The organism is Rufibacter roseolus (assembly GCF_017916365.1).
GTDB classification, from domain to species: domain Bacteria; phylum Bacteroidota; class Bacteroidia; order Cytophagales; family Hymenobacteraceae; genus Nibribacter; species Nibribacter roseolus.
In genome coordinates this window covers 389,474-406,832 of sequence record NZ_JAFMSU010000001.1, presented here as the reverse complement: position 1 = coordinate 406,832, position 17,359 = coordinate 389,474, and the positions used below count along the sequence as shown (strand labels likewise).

Genomic DNA, 17,359 nt, shown 5'->3' with positions numbered 1-17,359 from the left:
TTCTATCCTATAATTACTCCGTTTTGGGCCGTATTTTCCAAAAATAAACCAAAAACACCAGCATCCCTTTCTTCTGTTCAGCCATTTGGGCGCGGTTTTCGTTCATAGATTTCTAGCTAAGTACAAGACCATGAAGAAGATAAAAACCCTCACGCTGTATTTGTTCTTTCTGTTGACTGCCGGCCTTTGTTTGACTAGTTGCCAGACCACTGCTCCTGCCGGCACTGAGAATACAACCGCCACCTCCAATGCTGAAGAAGATACCACTCCAGCTGGACCTAGGTTCTCGCCGCAGCGCGTAGACGTAAGAGGCACCATCACCCAGCGGGAATACAACCAGGGCCAGATGCTCATTCTGGTGGAAGGTTTCCCTGATCGGTTCTCCCGTTTTGGGCGGGCAGTGGTGCTGGTGACACCTATTACCCAGATTGTGGGCCTGGACGGAAAGACCATCAGCCTGAGCGAGCTGCAGACCGGGCAGCAGGTGGCGGTGCAGTTCAGGGGCCGGTTCCGGGAGTCTGTCACTGGTTTCGCGGCCCAAGCGGTCGCCCGCAAGATGTGGATTGAGCCGCTGGGTGGTTATTAGCGACCGCTTCAGCCTAAACGGGTGCCGTTGGCTTTGATTTGACGAGCGCGCAGCCCTTAATATAATATAGACGAGCCCGGAAGCTGGAGCAGGCGGGAACTGGCGTGCCTGGAAATATGTATCGGAAGCCTATCTGCTGATTATGAGGCGATTTTTGTAAATTGCACGCAAATCAGGTTTGGCTTCTGTTTACTATATGTCTGGGACTTTTCTTCGTGCTGCGTTGGCCTTCTGCGGGCTACTTATCACTTTTTCAATCGCTGCATCGGCGCAAGGCGGCAAATCCATCAAGATCGCGGATCTGGAATTGCAGGTAGCGGGCACCGGGCAACCAGCCACGCAATTGCAGTACGCCTTCCAGGCTGGCGATGTGCTGGTGCTGGACCTGGAGAACAAAGCCAAGACGAACTACAAGGTAACGGTGCAGGAGTATTTCTCCTCTTCGCCGCTGTACAGCATTGAGGAAACGAAGAAACTGAACAACCTGCGCCTCACAGCGCCGCAGAAATCGGTGTACACCATTACGCTGCAGAGTCTGTCGCAGACCAGCACCAAGAGCCATTTCACGCTTACCCGCATACCTAAAAGCGAGTCCACACAGAATTTCAACACGCTGGTGGCCTGGCGCACGGTCAAAGACACCGTCTGGACCACCACCACCGAGAAAGTCCTGGTGAAAAACGACCTCAAATCCGAGACGGTGGTGGACAAAACCTTTCGGCTGGCGTCGCTCACGAATATCACCAGCAACAACCGCAGCACCGAGCGTTTCAAGCTGCCAGCCGGTACCAAGCATTGGGTGTACTGGGTGGGTGTAGGGCAGGAATCGGTGCAGGCGCTGCAGGAAACCGGCAAGACGCTGGCCAAAGGAGCTACTGCTTTGCTGACTGGCAGCAATCCCTTGGTGGCTTTCGGGTTGGGACTGTTGCCGCAGCTGCCGCAGGTGAAGTCCAGCGGGTACATCAGCTACCATCTGTTCAATAAGAACAACGCCTACCTGTTCAAGGAAGATGAAGACGGCTGGAAGCCCTATACAGTGGCCAGCGGCAAAGACGTACTCTCTGATTATGGCAAAGTGCTGATCAACCAGACCCCCAAAACCGATGACGGCTACCTGTACCTGGGTTTCGAGAACCCCAGCACCATCACCGGCCTGGACCTGACCCTGAAAGTGGTGGCGTTTATTGACAATCCCGTGTACCAGAGCCGCACTGTGCGCAAGCCGGCCAAAATCACCACGCGCCGCGAGCCCATCCTGGCCGCGGATTAATTCTGCTTTCCCGCGCTTTTTAGGGAAACAGGCCAAAAACAGAAGTAGTATCTTTGCGGGAGCTTCGGCCTAAGCCCGGGCACCTAAGTTTATGAGCCTAGCACTTCCTGCCCCTTTCCAGACCCGCATGCAGACGCAGTTGGGCGAGGCCTATCCCGCCTTCACCGATGCTCTGAACCAGCCCTCACCTACGAGCATCCGGGTGAACCGCGCGAAGATGCCGCTGCCCACCAGCTTGCCCCAGGTGCCCTGGACCGAGACCGGTTTCTACCTGACGGTGCGGCCCAGTTTTACCTTAGACCCCATGTTCCACGGCGGTGCTTACTACGTACAGGAAGCCAGTTCCATGTTCCTGGAGCAGGCCTTAAAACAGAGCGTGGACCTAAGCGAGCCTTTGGCTGTGCTGGACCTGTGCGGCGCCCCCGGCGGAAAATCCACCCACATCGCCTCGCTGCTCTCCGAGGAAAGTCTGCTGGTGGCCAACGAAGTCATTAAACCTAGGGCCAATATCCTCGCGGAGAACATCCAGAAATGGGGCTCCGGTAACGTGGTCGTCACGAACAATGACCCCAGCCACATCGGGGCGCTGACCGGCTTCTTCGATGTGATGGTGGTAGATGCCCCCTGCTCCGGCGAGGGCATGTTCCGCAAAGACCCCGATGCCGTGAACGAATGGTCTGAGGCCAACGTGAAACTCTGCTCTGAGCGTCAGCGCCGCATCCTCATGGATGTCTGGGATGCCCTCAAGCCCGGCGGCGTGCTCATCTACAGCACCTGTACCTACAATCTGGAGGAAAACGAAGAGAACCTGGCCTGGCTCGCCAAGCAACAAGACGCTGAATCCATTTCCCTGCAACTACAACCTGACTGGGGCATCACGGAAACTGAGTTGGAAGGCATGCACGGCTACCGCTTCTACCCGCACCGCACCCAGGGCGAGGGCTTCTTCCTGGCCGCCGTGCGCAAAACCGGCGGCGAAGAGGCGCGGGCCTACCGCAAAAGCAAGCGCCCGTTCCTGGTGAGCGCCTCCAAGCAGGAGAAAGGTTTGGTGCAGGATTGGCTGAAAGAGCCCCAAAACTGGGAATTGGTGAAGCACAAGGAAACCCTCCGTGCCCTGCCTCAAGCCTGGATGCTGGAACTGGAACAACTCTACGAGAACCTGCGCGTGGTCTACGGCGGCATTGAGGTGGCTGAGGTCATGAAGAACAACGCCAAGCCTCTGCCCGCCCTGGCGCTTTCCCAACACGTATCAGAAGATGCTTTCCCCCGCGCCGAGGTGGATTTAGCGACTGCCCTCAAATTTCTGCACCGCGAGGACGTGGTCCTGGAGAACTCCGCCAACGGCTGGGTGCTGGTGCAGTTCAACGGCGTAGCCTTAGGCTGGGGCAAGAAACTGCAGAACCGCGTCAACAACCACTACCCCAAAGAATGGCGCATCAGAATGAGCCTGGATGAAGCTTTGAAACCGGAGAACGTACAGGGGCTGTTTACGCTGGGAAGCTTTTAGTATCGCGTATCAAGTATCACGATGCTGGGCTGTCTTCCTCATCATCGCAACTTTCTCTATTGTCATCCTGAAAGGATCTTGTGGGCGAACTAGAAAGGCGTCTTTGCAAGCCACAGCAGCCTAATTTGAGTTGCTTGACGTCACTGTTTCGCTGCTTGTCCATTCACCACCCCACCCTTCGGGTACCCCTCCTAAATTAGGAGGGGAGTTTCTGTCAGCCTAAGCTAATCCGCCTGCTCCCGAGACCTCGCAGCATCCGGAGGTCCTGCGAGCGTCTGCGCCGATTACCGTTCCGGTTAGTCACAAAAAGAGGAAGGCCTCTGCCGTTTATTCGCTGCAGAGGCCTTCCTGTTTTCAACTTGTTTTCCTGAAATCAAGTCTAAAGTCGTACTACTTGATGCTTGTTTCCTGATACGACCTTATTCCACGTACAGCACCAATCCCTTCAGGTACTCGCCCTCCGGGTGGAAGATGCTTACCGGGTGGTCAGCGGGTTGGGAGAGATGGTGCATGACTTTCACGTTGCGGCCGGCCTCAATGGCGGCTGCCATGACAGTGCTGGCGAAAAGGTATTTGTCTACCACGCCGGAGCAGGAGAAGGTGAAGATGATACCACCGGGCTTAATCTTCTGGATGGCCTCGGCGTTCAGGCGTTTGTAGCCCATGAGCGCGTTATGGCGCACCTTCTGGCTTTTCGCGAAGGCGGGAGGGTCCAGCACAATCAGGTCGTAGAGGCCTTCTTTGCCGCGCAGGAACTCAAAGGTATCTACGGCATAGGCCTCATGGCGATCCTGGCCGTTGTTCAGGACGGCGTTCTGATCAGTCAGTTCGATAGCTTTTTTGGAGACGTCCACGGAGTGCACAGCGGTGGCGCCAGCGTTAAGCGCGTAAATGGAGAAGCCCCCGGTGTAGCAGAACGTGTTCAGGATGGTTTTGCCTTTGGAGTAATGCGCCAAGAGTTGGCGGTTCTCGCGCTGGTCAATAAAGAAGCCGGTTTTCTGACCCGTCACCCAGTCTACCAGGAACTTGTTGCCGTTCTCGGTGACCACGTGCGGCGTGGGCGTCTCTCCGATGAGGTAGCCGTTCTGGCCTTGCACCGGACCTTTGGCCGGCAGGGTCTCGGCGCTCTTGTCGTATACGGCAGTTAGTTTGCCGTCATAGACTTCCATCAGCGCTTGCGCGATGTGCTGTCGCACGTGGAACATGCCTACGTTGTGCGCCTGCAGCACAGCGGTATTGCCGTACACGTCAATGATGAGGCCGGGCAGGTTGTCGCCCTCGGCGAAGACCAGGCGGTAGACATCGGTGTCTGGTGTATCCAGGAAACCCTGCTCGCGCCGGTAATCCACGGCCCGCTGCACGCGGCTTTTCCAGAAAGCGTAATCAGGTTCCACCTCCTCAAAAGAGAAGATGCGCACGGCAATAGAACCCGGCTGGAAATGTCCGAGGCCCAGGAACTCGCGTCGGTTCGTGTACACGGCCACGATGTCGCCTTCCTGCACCTCACCCTCCACTTTTTTGATAGCACCCGAGAAAACCCAAGGGTGGAAGCGTTTGAGGGAGTGTTCTTTGCCTGCGTGTAATAATATAGAAGGAAGATTTGTCATAAAGAGAGAAGTACGCGCCAGTGGCAGCGCACGATAATATTTGTTTTGCAAAATTCGGGAAAAAATCCGGCTTTTGGGCTGCGGCCCGGCAGTTCTTCGTAAACTGGGGCTTAGTTAGATTCCTTTGAACCCGTATTCACGCCATCGCGCCTTCATCTATTCACAATTTGGAAGATTCCCGCCTGCCCATCATTGACCTGCACTGTGACCTCACTGGCTACTTGGCTTGGATTCCCGGAGCCACGCCCATGGACGTGAACCGCATTGGCTGCGCCATCCCGCACCTGCAGGCCGGGCGCGTAAGGCTGCAGACCATGGCGTTCTTCACCCCCACCGAGCCAGGCAGTGCCGATTTCACCCTGAAGCAGGCCCATCTGTACCGGGACGATTTGCTCCGGCGAGAAGACGTTTTTGCCCCGATTTGCTCAAAAGACCTCCAAAACCAGGTGCTGCACGGCGATAAGGTAGCCATGGTGGCCGCCATTGAGAACGCCTCGGGACTGTGTGAGGAAGAAGAGCCTCTGGAGCTGGCCTTTTCGCGGCTGGAGGAAATCATAGAACTGGCGGGGCCGATGCTTTATATCAGCCTGAGCCACGTGGACGAGAACCGGTTCAGCGGCGGCAATCTCACGCCTAGTATCGGGCTGAAACCGGATGGCGAGGAACTGCTCCTTTACCTCAACGGTCGGCGCATTGCCGTGGACCTGGCGCACACCTCAGACGCGGCCGCTTATGATATCCTCTCCTTCATTGACCAACAGAATCTGGACATCCCCATTATGGCCAGCCATTCCAACTTTCGGGAAGTGTGCGACCATCCGCGCAACCTGCCGCAGGAACTGGTGCAGGAGATAGTGCATCGCCAGGGACTCATCGGGCTGAATTTCCTGAAGAACTTTGTGCACCCAGATCGCCCCGAGGCCCTGCTGGAACATATCCGCTACGGATTTAGGCACGCGCCCCAGGCCCTGACCTTCGGGGCTGATTTCTTCCAGGAATCCGGTGTGCTGGGTGAATCTTATTATCATGAGGAACATCGCACGGCAGCGCGGTACCAGTCTATTTTGGCGGAGCTAAGGCAGGAGTTTTCCCCGGAACAGTTAATGGACCTTAGCTACCGGAACGTGCTCCGGTTTCTGGAAAGGCTGTGGGGTTGATCCGAAGAAGGAAATGTACCAAGCGTTTTAGGGTAGATTTACGGAAAAGCGCCAGTAAACAGTGGGCTATAACCTGTATGAGGCAGGAGAAATAAAGTATATAAAAAGGGCTATGTCTTGTAGCCAGGGTAATCAGGGATTTGGCTATATTTAGGAATATATCCGGTATTCCTATTCAATCTATTATCCTTTATTCCTTACATGCCCCCAAGAATAAGACTAATCCCCTGCCTGCTGCTTTTTGTTTTAGTCGCACTTTTCGCATTTGGGCCCAAAAACGCGTCCTTGCTCACCAGTTTTGAAGAGATTATTGCCCGGTTCCAGCGTTTCGGGAAGGAATATCCGCAGGAGAAAGTATATCTGCACCTGGATAAGCCCTACTATGCCGCCGGCGAGGATGCCTGGTTCAAGGCCTATCTGGTGAATGCCAATGTGCACACACCCAGCCAACTGAGCAAAGTGCTTTACGTGGAGTTGGTCAACCCCGAGGATTCTGTTTACAGCCGGGTAGCGGTGGAGGTACAGAACGGGCTGGGCCATGGTGATTTCGCCCTGCCTGATACCATCCCGGCCGGACAGTACCGGCTGCGGGCCTACACCAGCTGGATGCAGAACTTTGATGAGGAGTACTTTTTCCACCAGAACCTCACCATCTACAACCCCAGGATGGAGGACGTGGTGCCTTCCATGGCTTTCGAGGTGAAGCCGCAGAGCAATGGAGACTCCGTGCAGGTAAGCCTTTCCCTGAAGAACCACCAGGGAGAGCCACTGACCAACACGCCCTTCACTTACCTTACCCGAACAGGACGCAAAACATCATCCAGACGCAAAGGCGCGACCAACGCCCAGGGAATATCCCGGTTTACGCTGTTCCTGCCTGAGGGGGAGGATCGCCAAAACGCCAAACTGCAGCTAACGGTAGCCGAAGGCCTGGAGCCGTACGAGAAAAGCTTTCCTATTCCCCTGCCCAACACCAAACCGGATCTGCAGTTCTTCCCCGAGGGCGGGAACCTGATTGCGGGCATGTGGAACGTAGTGGGTTTCAAAGCCGTGGATGCCTCCGGCCTGGGTACAGACGTGGCCGGCGCTATATATGACCAGACCGGCAAGAAAGTAACCGATTTCGAAAGCCTGAAGTTTGGGATGGGCCGCATCAGGTTCATGCCTTTCAAAGGAATGAAGTATGAGGCCCGCCTGTCGCTGCCCAACGGAAGTTTCGCCGTGTATCCCTTGCCCGCCGCCAAAGAGCAGGGCATACTGATGACCGTGGACAACAGCAACCTTGAGAACATCAAACTGAAAGTCTACCTGCTGGGCTTCGCCGATGGCGTGAACCGACCCAGAAACCTCCATTTCCTGGGACAGAGCCGCGGGGAGATGTGTTTTAAAGGATCGGGGAGCACAGACAAAGACCTGGTGGTAGTGGAAGTGCCCAGAAAGAGCTTCCCGGATGGGGTTTCCCAGATCACCCTGTTCTCAGATACCGGCGAGCCGCTGGCTGAGCGCCTTATCTTCGTGAACCAAGGCCGGCAACTGCAGTTAAGCCTTACTTCTGATAAAACAACCTATAAACCCCGGGAGAAAGTAACCATGCGCCTGCAGGCCAAAGATGAGGCGGGCAATCCGGTGGCGGGCAACTTCTCGCTAGCCGTCACGGATCAGCAGAAGATCATGCCGGAAGCCAACGGCGGCAACATCCTCACCAACCTGCTGCTTACCTCAGACCTGCGCGGGCACATTGAACAGCCGGGCTACTATTTCTCCGGACAGGACCCTGAGGCTGCCATGGCGCTGGACAACCTCATGCTCACCCAAGGCTGGCGCCGGTTTGTGTGGCAAGACCTGCTGCAGAACAAACCTCCCCAACTTACCCATCCCATTGAACAGGCGCTCACCGTCAAGGGTACAGTACTGAAAACATCGGGTAAGCCGGAGCCCAATGCCGTGGTGAACCTCTTCGAACTTGGCAACATTGCCGGAATGCTCATAGACACAACCGATGCGCAGGGCAGGTTCATGTTTGGGGTGGCCGGCCTGGATGACAGCGCCCGCATTGTGGTAAAGGCCCTCTCGGCCAAAGGCAAAAACGCGCTGGAGGTGATGCTGGAGAAAGGATTGCCGCTCACGCTGGTGAAACCAAGGGCTCCGCTGGCCCCGCCGCCCGGACCTTTCTCCCAGGAACTCGCCAGATACCTGCAGGGCAACCGCGAGCAGCTCAAGCTAGACCAGTTATCCGGGAAAAGCATCCTCTTGAACACGGTGAACATCAGAGCCCGGAAACAAAAAGAAGGAGAGGACTATTTCAGCCGGGGCCTTTACAGCATGCCAGATAGGAGCATCAAAGCGGCAGACCTGCCACCGGGCATGAACCTTATTTCCAGTCTGCAGGGCCGTATTCCGGGAGTGTACGTGGCAGGAGACCAGATTTCCATGCGCGGGGGCGGAACGCCGCTTTTCCTGCTGGACGGTATGCCCATAGAAATTGAATTCATCAGGACGCTTTCCATGAGTGAAGTGGACCGGGTGGATGTGCTGATGCCCGGCGCGTCTTCCGCCGTTTACGGCTCCCAGGGCGGCAATGGCGTGATTGCCGTTTCGCTCAAACGCGGGGGCTCCACCAGGCCTGATTTCTCCCGCTGGAGAGGTGTGGCGTCGTACAAGGGAGTCCGGTACCAGACCGCCCGGGAGTTCTACATGCCCCGCTACGATGCCCCCGCCGAAACCGAGCTGCCTGATCTGCGGAGCACCATTTTCTGGGCTCCCACCATCACTACCAATGCCTCAGGCACTGCGGAGTGGACCTTTTTCGCCGCCGATGCTGTTACAACGTACCAGGCGGTAGTGGAGGGGATCACCGGCCGGGGACAGATAGGGCGCGGGCTGGCGACCTTGCAGGTACGGTAAAGAACCTGCTTAGGCAGAGCGCCTTGTTTTACGGCCCTTTTCCCTGAAACAAGCCTTAAACGCACACAAACAATTGCGCCGGAAATTATGTATCTTTGCGGCCTGAATTAAGTAAAGCAGAAGATGTTAGATAAACTGGAAGCCATAAAACAGCGGTTTGAAGAGGTTAATGAGCAACTCATCCAACCAGATGTTGCCAGTGACCTGAAAAGATATAAGGCCCTGAACAAAGAGTTCAAGGACCTGGAGAAGATTGTGGCCGAGTATGAGCGTTATAAGCTGCTGCTCAGCAACATTGAACACACCAAAGAAGTCATTGCCACGGAGAAAGACGAGGATTTCCGGGAGATGGCCAAAGAAGAGCTGGACGAACTCCTGCCGCAGCGCGACGAGATGGAAGAGGTCATTAAGGAAATGCTCATCCCCAAAGACCCCAATGACAGCAAAGACATCATCATGGAAATCCGGGCCGGAGCCGGTGGCGACGAGGCCTCTCTGTTTGCTGGTGACCTGTACCGCATGTACAGCCGTTTCGCGGAGAAGCAGGGCTGGAAAATGGAGGTCATTGACGTGATGGAAGGTACCGCGGGCGGTTACAAAGAGGTGATCGTGGGCATCTCCGGCGAGGACGTGTACGGCAAGCTCAAATTTGAATCTGGCGTGCACCGTGTACAGCGCGTACCCGCCACTGAAACCGCTGGTCGTATCCACACTTCGGTAGCATCAGTGGTAGTATTGCCCGAGGTAGAAGACCTGGACATCGAACTGAACATGAACGATATCCGCAAAGACCTTTTCATGTCTTCAGGACCAGGTGGTCAGTCGGTGAACACCACGTATTCTGCGGTAAGATTAACGCACATTCCTACCGGTATTGTGGCCCAGTGCCAGGACCAGAAATCACAGTTGAAGAACTTTGACAAAGCCTTGGCCGTGTTGCGGTCCCGTATTTACGAGATAGAGCTGGCCAAGAAGAACGAAGCAGAAGGTGCCCAGCGCAAGAGCATGGTAGGCGGCGGCGACCGTTCAGACAAGATCAGAACATATAACTACCCACAGGGCCGCGTTACCGATCACCGCATCGGGTTAACCGTGTACAACCTGCCAAGCGTGGTTGACGGTAACATTGACGAGTTTGTGGAGCAGCTTCGTATTGCTGAGAACGCTGAGCGTTTGAAAGAAGGCGTGCAGGCCTAAGCCAACCCATACCAGAAAGCGCAGTTCAACAGAGCTGCGCTTTTTTTATTTCTCTGTTTCAGGCCTTAATTCCATAAAATAGCCTCAAACCAGGCCGGCTACGTACAGGCAGAGAAATTAGCACATCAGCACATTAAATCATCAGCACATTAGCTTCATGCGTCTTCCCTCGTTCCTTTCTGCTTCCTGGCGCCTGTGGCTGCAAAGCCTGGCCTTGGTGTGTGCGGTGGGCTGGTGGATGAGCGCCTGCACGCCCCGCGATGAGGAAATCACCGCCGATGCCGGGGCCCTGCTCAGATTGGAGGCTGATACGGTGCTGTTTGACACGGTGTTTACCGAGGTGGGCAGCGTGACCCGGCGCCTGAAAGTCTACAATCCAAACAAGAACGCCATCCGGATCTCGGAGATAAAAGTGGGCGGACTGGCAACCTCGCCGTTCCAGGTGTTTGTGAACGGAAGGCCGGGCCCGCAACTGCAGGACGTGGAGCTTCGGGGTGAGGACAGCCTGCTGGTGCTGGTTAGAGCCACCATCAACCCCAACGCGCAGGAGCAGCCTTTCCTGGTGAACGACTCTATTCTGTTCCTCACGAACGGAAACCAGCAGAAAGTGAAACTGGTGGCCTACGGGCAGAACGCCACCTACTACCGGCACAACTACCACACGGCTCCCGCCGAGGTTTGGACGGCCTCCAAAGCGCACGTGATCTATGACTCGGTGACGGTACCGGCCGGACAGACGCTCACCATTCAGAAAGGCAGCCAAATCCATCTGCACCGCAATGCCAGGGTCAAGGTGCTGGGCACGCTCAAGGTGGAAGGCGAGCCCCAGAAGCGCGTGGTGTTCCAGCAGGTACGCCTGGAGGAGCAGTACCGCAACGCGCCGGGCCAGTGGCGGGGTTTGGAGTTTCATCCTTCCAGCCAGAGCAACGAGATCCATTTCGCCGAGATCAAGAACGCGGTCACGGGCGTTTACCTCAAAGCCGAGAGGAACCAGGTGGCTCAGGTCACGCTTCGGAACAGTTTTGTGAAAAACATGCTGGAAATAGGCGTGCTAAGCCATGGTGGCGATGTGCGCCTGGAGAACAGCATCATCACCAATTGCGCCGAGTACGCGGTGGCGGGTCTGGGCGGTGGCCGCTATGACATTATCTTCAGTACGCTGGCCAACTACGCGAATGACTTCGTGCGCTTCGGGCCTTCTTTTACGTTCCAAGAGAAATATGAGGTAGAGGGAAAGCTGGTTAGAGAAGGCAGTTACGTGGTGAACGTGGTCAACAGCATCTTATGGGGCCGGCAGGAAGAGGAACTGCAGTTCGGAAACATGGGCAGTGGCTCCAGCAGAACCATCCGAAACTCGTTCCTGAAAACCCAGGCCTACAGAGCCGAGTTCGGCAGCAACGGAAACCAGCTCAACGTAGACCCGCAGTTCCGCGATGCACCCAAGTTCGATTTCCAGATCATCAAGCTGTCGCCGGCTAACGCCGCCGGTACGCCGGTGCCCGGCATTACGGTGGACTACGAGAACAAACCGCGCGATGCCCAGAAACCCGATGCCGGGGCCTTGGAAGTAGACTACCAATAATTTACCTTACCTGTATGAAGTGGTTCCAGAAAACCCTCCGCCTGCCCGCCGTGAAACGCGGCTTTCACCTCATCACCGATCTGCTGGAAGCCCAGTTGCCCGAACTGGAGGAGATAGAGGTAGGCCTGGCGCACATTTTCATCCAGCACACCTCGGCCAGCCTATCTATCAACGAGAACGCGGACCCCACCGTGCGCCACGATTTTGAGCAGCACTTCAACCGCATGGTTCCGGAGAACGCGCCCTACTACCGCCACACCCTGGAAGGCCCCGATGACATGCCTGCGCACATCAAGGCTTCCCTCATGGGCGCCTCCGTGACGGTGCCCATCACCAACGGCCGCCTGAATGTAGGCACTTGGCAAGGCATCTACCTCTGCGAGCACCGCAACCACGGCGGCAAACGCACCGTGGTGGTCACCCTGCAGGGCAAGTAATTAGCATAAAAGCCGAAAGCCGATTTGGGCCTGTTTTTCAGGAAACAGGCCCAAATCGGCTTTAATGTTTACAGGCAAATCAGAGGTTGAACCGTACTCTAGCGCGTGGCTGGCGAGTAGTCAATCTGCCCGAAGTTCACGGTGAAGGTGGTGCCGCTGCCCGGTTCGCTCTCTACATCAATAGTGCCGCCCAAGGCCTTTACCTGCATCCTGGTAAGATACAGTCCTAGGCCTTTTGACTGGTCGGTGACGTGGAAGACTTTGTAGAGCCCGAACAGCTTGTCTCCTATCCGCTCCAGATCCATGCCCAGGCCGTTGTCTGCCACCGAGAGATGAACTGTGTCTCCATTGCGCCAGCTTCTGATCTTCACCTCTGGCTGCCTGTCTGGAGAGCGGTATTTTAGGGCGTTAGAGATGAAGTTGTGCAGAATGCTCTCCAAGTACAGCTTGGGGATATAAATGGTAGCCACTTCCAGCTCCGTGTTGATCTGGGCATTGGTCTGCGCGATGACGGCGGCCAGGTTCTGCTTTTCCTTTTCAATGAGCTCAGCTAACTGCACCTCTTCCTGCGGCAAATCCTGCACCAGGTGCGTTTTCAGGATCACGTTCAGGTCACTGATGGTCTCATACATGTTGTCGCTCACCTGGTTCACCTTCTCCATGGCGTAGGCGGCGCTTTCCTCGCCGGGCTCGGCGGCGTAGTACTGGTGCAGGCTCTTGATGGTGGCCAGCGGCGAGCGCAGGTTATGCGAGATGATGTACGCGAAGTCTTCCAGCTGGGCGTTGCGGGTGCGGAGCTGGTCGGCGTTGGTCGATAACTCCTGGTTCAGTTTCTGGAGCGTGGCGGTCTGGTTGCGGAGCCTGATCGCGATGAGGTCTTTCAACAAAGCCTGGGTGATTTCCACCTCGTTCAGACTCCAGGGCTGCGACTTGCCTTTGATCACCTCCACCCATTTCTCAAAGGATTTCCGCGGATGGATGTGTTGGTTTCCGGCCAAAACAGGTTTCTCGGGGTTGCCCGCCCAGATTCTGGTTTCCCTGATCTCGGGTTTGAAGAACAGAAGGTACTCCTGGTTGTAGCGCGAGATCTCCAGCGCCAGCAGCCCGCTGGCCACCTCACGGTAGGTTTCGGCCTGGGGCCACTCGGCAGACAAATTGCGGGTACAGAAAACCCCCTCAGAGACATGCTCAGAAAGCCAGCGCGTCAGGCTCTGGATGGCTTCCGCAGAAGGGGTCTGCCCGAAGGTGGTCAAAGATTTGTCCAGCAGCAGGGCGGCGCCGTGGCTCTCGGTGAGGTCCAGTAAAGAAGGCTGCGGTTTGAACAGTCCCTCGGCCAGGTCCATGCCGCTGTTCAGGCGCTGCACCAGGGTGCGCTCCACTTGCCTATACCGGTTGAACTGCTCTTGGTCCCGTTTCTCCTGCAAAGAGGCAATCACGTTCCCGAAGGTCTTCGCGACCAGATCACAGAGCTGCCGCCGCCAGACGTCAATGTAGGTGGGTTCCACGTTGTGGCAGGCAATCACGCCCCAAAGCTGGTTCTTGACCAGGATGGATAACGAGATGGTAGCCGCCACGCCAGTGTTCCGGATGTATTCCAAATGGATCTCAGACGGATTACGCAGCTCTGAACACAGGATATTGGTAGGTTGGCCGGTGGTGGGGTTGAAGTACGGGTAAATCTCTACCGCCTCGGCGTCCACGTTGGGGATCTGGCGCACGTGCTTCTGCTTCAACAGCTCCCGGGCCGGGGCCGGAATATCAGAGGCCGGGAAATGGTGCCCAATAAATGAGTTCAGGCGCACATCTCGGCTTTCGGCAATCACATCGGTGTTCCACTCCTGGTCAAACTGGGTGATGTCAACGCGGTCGTATTCCAGAATGGTGCGCAGGGTGTGAGCCACGGCCTCAGCCACGTTCTCCAGGGTGTACAGGCTGTTGAGTTGGTTGTGCAGCTGCCACAGAATGGTGTTGTGGCGCAGTTTCTCAGCGTCTGGGTACGGCGCGCTGGGCTCGCCCTCTAAGATCAGTTTGCCGCCGGATTTGTGAAAATGGCCAATAAACGGGCGGTTGCCTAATGTGAGGAACTGAGAACCTGTATAGGCAGAGTCAAAAGTCACATCATCTGCAGAAAGCAGGGAATGAAGCGGTTGGCCCAGGAGTTCCTCCAGCCCTAGAGAGAGAAACTGGTCGACGTTGCGGCTGGCCTGCTCAATGGTGAGCGTCTCTTTGTCTAACACCAGCAGGAACCCGTGCGGTTGAATCCGGCCGATGAGATGGATGGGCTCTTTGTCGCAGTTAGAGAGGTCTACCTGGTGGTTGTGATAATTTTGCATGCTACTTCTTGCTTCCCCGAGCTAAGGGGAAAGCCCAGCTGCGAAAATGCGGTTAACGGTGATAGGTTCAATTACGTTACAAATTTCCTTAACTTACCGGCTGTGACACCTTACTAATCTGAACGCTTTCTTACCACAAGGTAGTATTCAGTGTTTATACGTACAAATATGTTTATTTCTATCAGTACATTTACTATTGCCAACGACACTGAAGCCAGCGTGAAGGAAGCCTTCCGGAATCGTCCGCACCTGGTGGACGATGCACCGGGTTTCCTGAAACTGGAGGTTCTGTCTCCGCAGGACAATCCCAAGGAAATCTGGCTTAAAACCTATTGGCAAGACGAGGAAAGCTTCAAAACCTGGTACAAGAGCCACCAGTACCATGACTCGCACAAGGGAATTCCCAAAGACACCAAACTGGTACCGGGCAGCGTGAGCGTGCGCTACTTCTCCCTGGTGGGCGAATAAAAATTAAAACGATAAGGGACTATTGGGCCACTTCTCCGGTGACACTGTAGCGTTCGGCGCCCATCAGCAGCAGCTTCTGTGTCTCGTCCAGGTGGTAACGCACCAAGTGCGGCGCAGTGCCAGAGTGGGCCTCCAGGTGCAGTACTTTTTTGGTCCCGAACAGCATGTTGTCCTGCAGAATGGTGGCGTCTAGCTGTACCAACTGGCCTTTGGCATCCAGGGTGTAGGTGACTTCCTGCACGTTGGTGCTCGCATCTTCCTTGGCCTTGTAGCGGCGTACCTGCTGACCTAAGGCGTCTGAGGAGGTCTCTACCGTGAACAGTCCTTTGAGCGCGGGTTTGTTGATATCGGCATCGGCGAAGGGTGCCAGTTCCTCGGTCCAGTTCAGGGAGGAGATGGTCTTGGTTTCTTTAACGGTACCATCTTCCGCTACGGTTTTGCGCACCTGGGCTTTCTTTTGGTTCAGCGCCAAGGCCTCTCGGTCCAGGAAACCTACCAGGTCATACGCCTGGTGCGTACTCTTCACCGCCGGGGCCACGGTTCCCTCGTCCTGGCAGGCACTTGCCCCCAGAACTAAAGCCGAAAGCAGGACCAAGGTTGATTTTTTATACCAGAAGCGAAGAGAAGTAGCGTTGAACATGGACGGGGAGGAAGAGAAAGCTGTAAATGGTTTTTGACTTGTTTTACGCAAAACAGATGAAAAACGGAGATAGAAAAGCAGCAGGTGCTTCGCTATCTCCGTTTCTTATTTTAAGGTAAGGCTATTCTACGCTGGGAATCAGCAGCGAGGTACCGCTCATATCGGCGGGAGCCTGAATGCCCAACAAAGCCAGTACGGTAGGCGCGATATCGCCCAGTTTGCCGTCTTGCAGTTCGCCTCTGTAGTCGTTGTCGGCTAAGATCACGGGCACCAGATTGGTGGTGTGGGCGGTGTTAGGCGTGCCGTCTGGGTTGCGCATCACATCGGCGTTGCCGTGGTCAGCGATGATGATGGACGCATAGCCGTGGGCAAGCGCCGCAGTCACTACGGCCTCGGTGCACTGGTCTACGGTCTCAACGGCTTTCACGGCCGCTTCAAACACGCCGGTGTGGCCCACCATGTCTGGGTTAGCGAAGTTGAGGCAGATGAAGTCCACGGTCTCCCCTTCAATCTCCGGCACAATGGCGTCCCTGATGTCAAAGGCGCTCATCTCGGGCTGCAGGTCATAGGTAGCCACTTTAGGAGATGGGCATAATAAACGCTTCTCGCCTTCAAACGGCTGCTCACGGCCACCGGAGAAGAAGAACGTCACGTGCGGGTATTTCTCGGTCTCCGCAATGCGGATCTGGGTTTTGCCGGCATTCGCCAGTACCTCGCCCAGCGTGTTGGCCAGGTTGTCTTTGTCGAAGATGGGGTGAACGCCTACAAACGTATCGTCATAGTTGGTGAGCGTGTAGTAGCGGAGTTTGAGCGGTGTCATGTCCTGCTCAGGGAACTCGCGCTGCGTCAAGGCCTGCGTGATCTCGCGGCCGCGGTCAGTTCTGAAGTTGAAGCAGATGACCACGTCGCCTTCCTGGATTTTGGCGGTAGGTTCGCCGTTCTCGTTCAGGCACACAATGGGCTGGATGAACTCATCGGTGACGCCGTTGTCATAAGACTCCTGCACGGCTTCGCGCCAGTTCACCGAGCCTCTGCCCTGGGCATGCACCAACAGGTCATAAGCCAGTTTCACGCGCTCCCAGCGGTTGTCGCGGTCCATGGCGAAGTACCTTCCTATGATGGAAGCCAGCTTGCCACCGGTAGCGTCCAGGGTGTTCTGCAGATCAGTGAGGTAGTCCAGACCGCCTTTGGGGTCGGTGTCACGGCCATCGGTGAAGGCGTGAACATATACGTTGGGAGCCCCTTGCTCCTGCGCCAGACCGCAAAGTGCCTTGAGGTGCTCAATGTGGGAATGGACTCCGCCATCGGATACCAGGCCTATGAAATGCACCGGTTTGCCGTTCTCGCGGGCGAACTTGAAAGCGTCTTGCAGGATGGGGTTCTGGCCCAGGGTTTTCTCCCTGATGGCTACATTCACCTTCACCAGGTCCTGGTACACCACGCGGCCGGCACCCAGGTTCATGTGGCCTACTTCAGAGTTCCCCATCTGGCCCTCAGGCAGCCCCACGGCCTCACCGGAGGCTTGCAGGCGCGCGTGCGGAAAACGGTGGAACAGAGAATCCATGAAAGGAGTATTGGCGTGCTCAATCGCCGATACGGAAGGGTCTGTGCCCAGGCCCCATCCGTCTAGAATCATCAAAAGTACCTTTTTGCTCATGCGCGTAAAGATAC

The 17,359-nt window shown here is 55.9% G+C and carries 13 protein-coding genes; 9 read left to right on the top strand and 4 right to left on the bottom strand.

Translation table 11 applies throughout. The features are described 5' to 3' along the window. The first annotated feature begins 130 nt into the window (after positions 1-130). The 3 genes from J3P35_RS01730 to J3P35_RS01720 all read left to right on the top strand — a co-directional run bounded on the left by J3P35_RS01730 (position 131) and on the right by J3P35_RS01720 (position 3,363). Complete coding sequence (locus J3P35_RS01730; RefSeq protein WP_210462474.1) at positions 131-586, top strand: hypothetical protein; 456 nt, start codon at positions 131-133, stop codon at positions 584-586. A gap of 196 nt (positions 587-782) precedes the next feature. Then, positions 783-1,856, top strand: a complete 1,074-nt coding sequence (locus tag J3P35_RS01725) for a hypothetical protein (RefSeq protein ID WP_210462472.1) — start codon at positions 783-785, stop codon at positions 1,854-1,856. A gap of 91 nt (positions 1,857-1,947) precedes the next feature. Continuing rightward, a complete protein-coding gene (locus J3P35_RS01720; protein WP_210462471.1) occupies positions 1,948-3,363 on the top strand; it encodes a methyltransferase RsmF C-terminal domain-like protein in 1,416 nt (471 codons plus the stop codon). Positions 3,364-3,782: 419 nt separating this feature from the next. On the opposite strand, the gene J3P35_RS01715 is transcribed toward J3P35_RS01720, so the two are convergent. Next, complete coding sequence (locus J3P35_RS01715; RefSeq protein WP_210462470.1) at positions 3,783-4,970, bottom strand: class I SAM-dependent rRNA methyltransferase; 1,188 nt, start codon at positions 4,968-4,970, stop codon at positions 3,783-3,785. Between the two features lie 167 nt (positions 4,971-5,137). Here J3P35_RS01715 and J3P35_RS01710 point away from each other — a divergent pair, with 167 nt between their 5' ends. The 5 genes from J3P35_RS01710 to J3P35_RS01690 all read left to right on the top strand — a co-directional run bounded on the left by J3P35_RS01710 (position 5,138) and on the right by J3P35_RS01690 (position 12,247). Then, positions 5,138-6,127 carry a dipeptidase gene (locus J3P35_RS01710; RefSeq protein WP_210462468.1) on the top strand — a complete coding sequence of 330 codons (990 nt, stop codon included), beginning with the start codon at positions 5,138-5,140 and terminating at the stop codon, positions 6,125-6,127. Positions 6,128-6,412: 285 nt separating this feature from the next. After that, entirely contained in the window at positions 6,413-9,031 is a 2,619-nt protein-coding gene (locus tag J3P35_RS01705; RefSeq protein WP_210462467.1) for a carboxypeptidase-like regulatory domain-containing protein, read from the top strand. 123 nt (positions 9,032-9,154) lie between these two features. After that, on the top strand, positions 9,155-10,228 hold the full coding sequence (gene prfA / locus J3P35_RS01700) for a peptide chain release factor 1 (protein ID WP_210462465.1): 1,074 nt from the start codon (positions 9,155-9,157) through the stop codon (positions 10,226-10,228). Positions 10,229-10,385: 157 nt separating this feature from the next. Continuing rightward, on the top strand, positions 10,386-11,810 hold the full coding sequence (locus J3P35_RS01695; protein ID WP_210462463.1) for a hypothetical protein: 1,425 nt from the start codon (positions 10,386-10,388) through the stop codon (positions 11,808-11,810). A 14-nt stretch (positions 11,811-11,824) separates the two neighbouring features. After that, positions 11,825-12,247, top strand: a complete 423-nt coding sequence (locus tag J3P35_RS01690) for a secondary thiamine-phosphate synthase enzyme YjbQ (protein WP_210462461.1) — start codon at positions 11,825-11,827, stop codon at positions 12,245-12,247. A gap of 98 nt (positions 12,248-12,345) precedes the next feature. Here the strand turns inward: J3P35_RS01690 and J3P35_RS01685 are convergent, their stop codons facing one another. Continuing rightward, on the bottom strand, positions 12,346-14,580 hold the full coding sequence (locus J3P35_RS01685) for an ATP-binding protein (protein WP_210462459.1): 2,235 nt from the start codon (positions 14,578-14,580) through the stop codon (positions 12,346-12,348). A 168-nt stretch (positions 14,581-14,748) separates the two neighbouring features. On the opposite strand from J3P35_RS01685, the gene J3P35_RS01680 reads away from it, so the two are divergent. After that, the gene (locus tag J3P35_RS01680; RefSeq protein WP_210462457.1) at positions 14,749-15,048 is read left to right on the top strand and encodes an antibiotic biosynthesis monooxygenase family protein; all 300 of its coding nucleotides are present in this window, start codon (positions 14,749-14,751) and stop codon (positions 15,046-15,048) included. Between the two features lie 19 nt (positions 15,049-15,067). On the opposite strand, the gene J3P35_RS01675 is transcribed toward J3P35_RS01680, so the two are convergent. Together J3P35_RS01675 and gpmI are read right to left on the bottom strand one after the other, a co-directional pair. Beyond that, the gene (locus J3P35_RS01675; protein ID WP_210462455.1) at positions 15,068-15,643 is read right to left on the bottom strand and encodes a hypothetical protein; all 576 of its coding nucleotides are present in this window, start codon (positions 15,641-15,643) and stop codon (positions 15,068-15,070) included. A 166-nt stretch (positions 15,644-15,809) separates the two neighbouring features. Further along, the gene (gene gpmI, locus J3P35_RS01670) at positions 15,810-17,345 is read right to left on the bottom strand and encodes a 2,3-bisphosphoglycerate-independent phosphoglycerate mutase (protein ID WP_210462453.1); all 1,536 of its coding nucleotides are present in this window, start codon (positions 17,343-17,345) and stop codon (positions 15,810-15,812) included. Positions 17,346-17,359 lie beyond the last annotated feature (14 nt).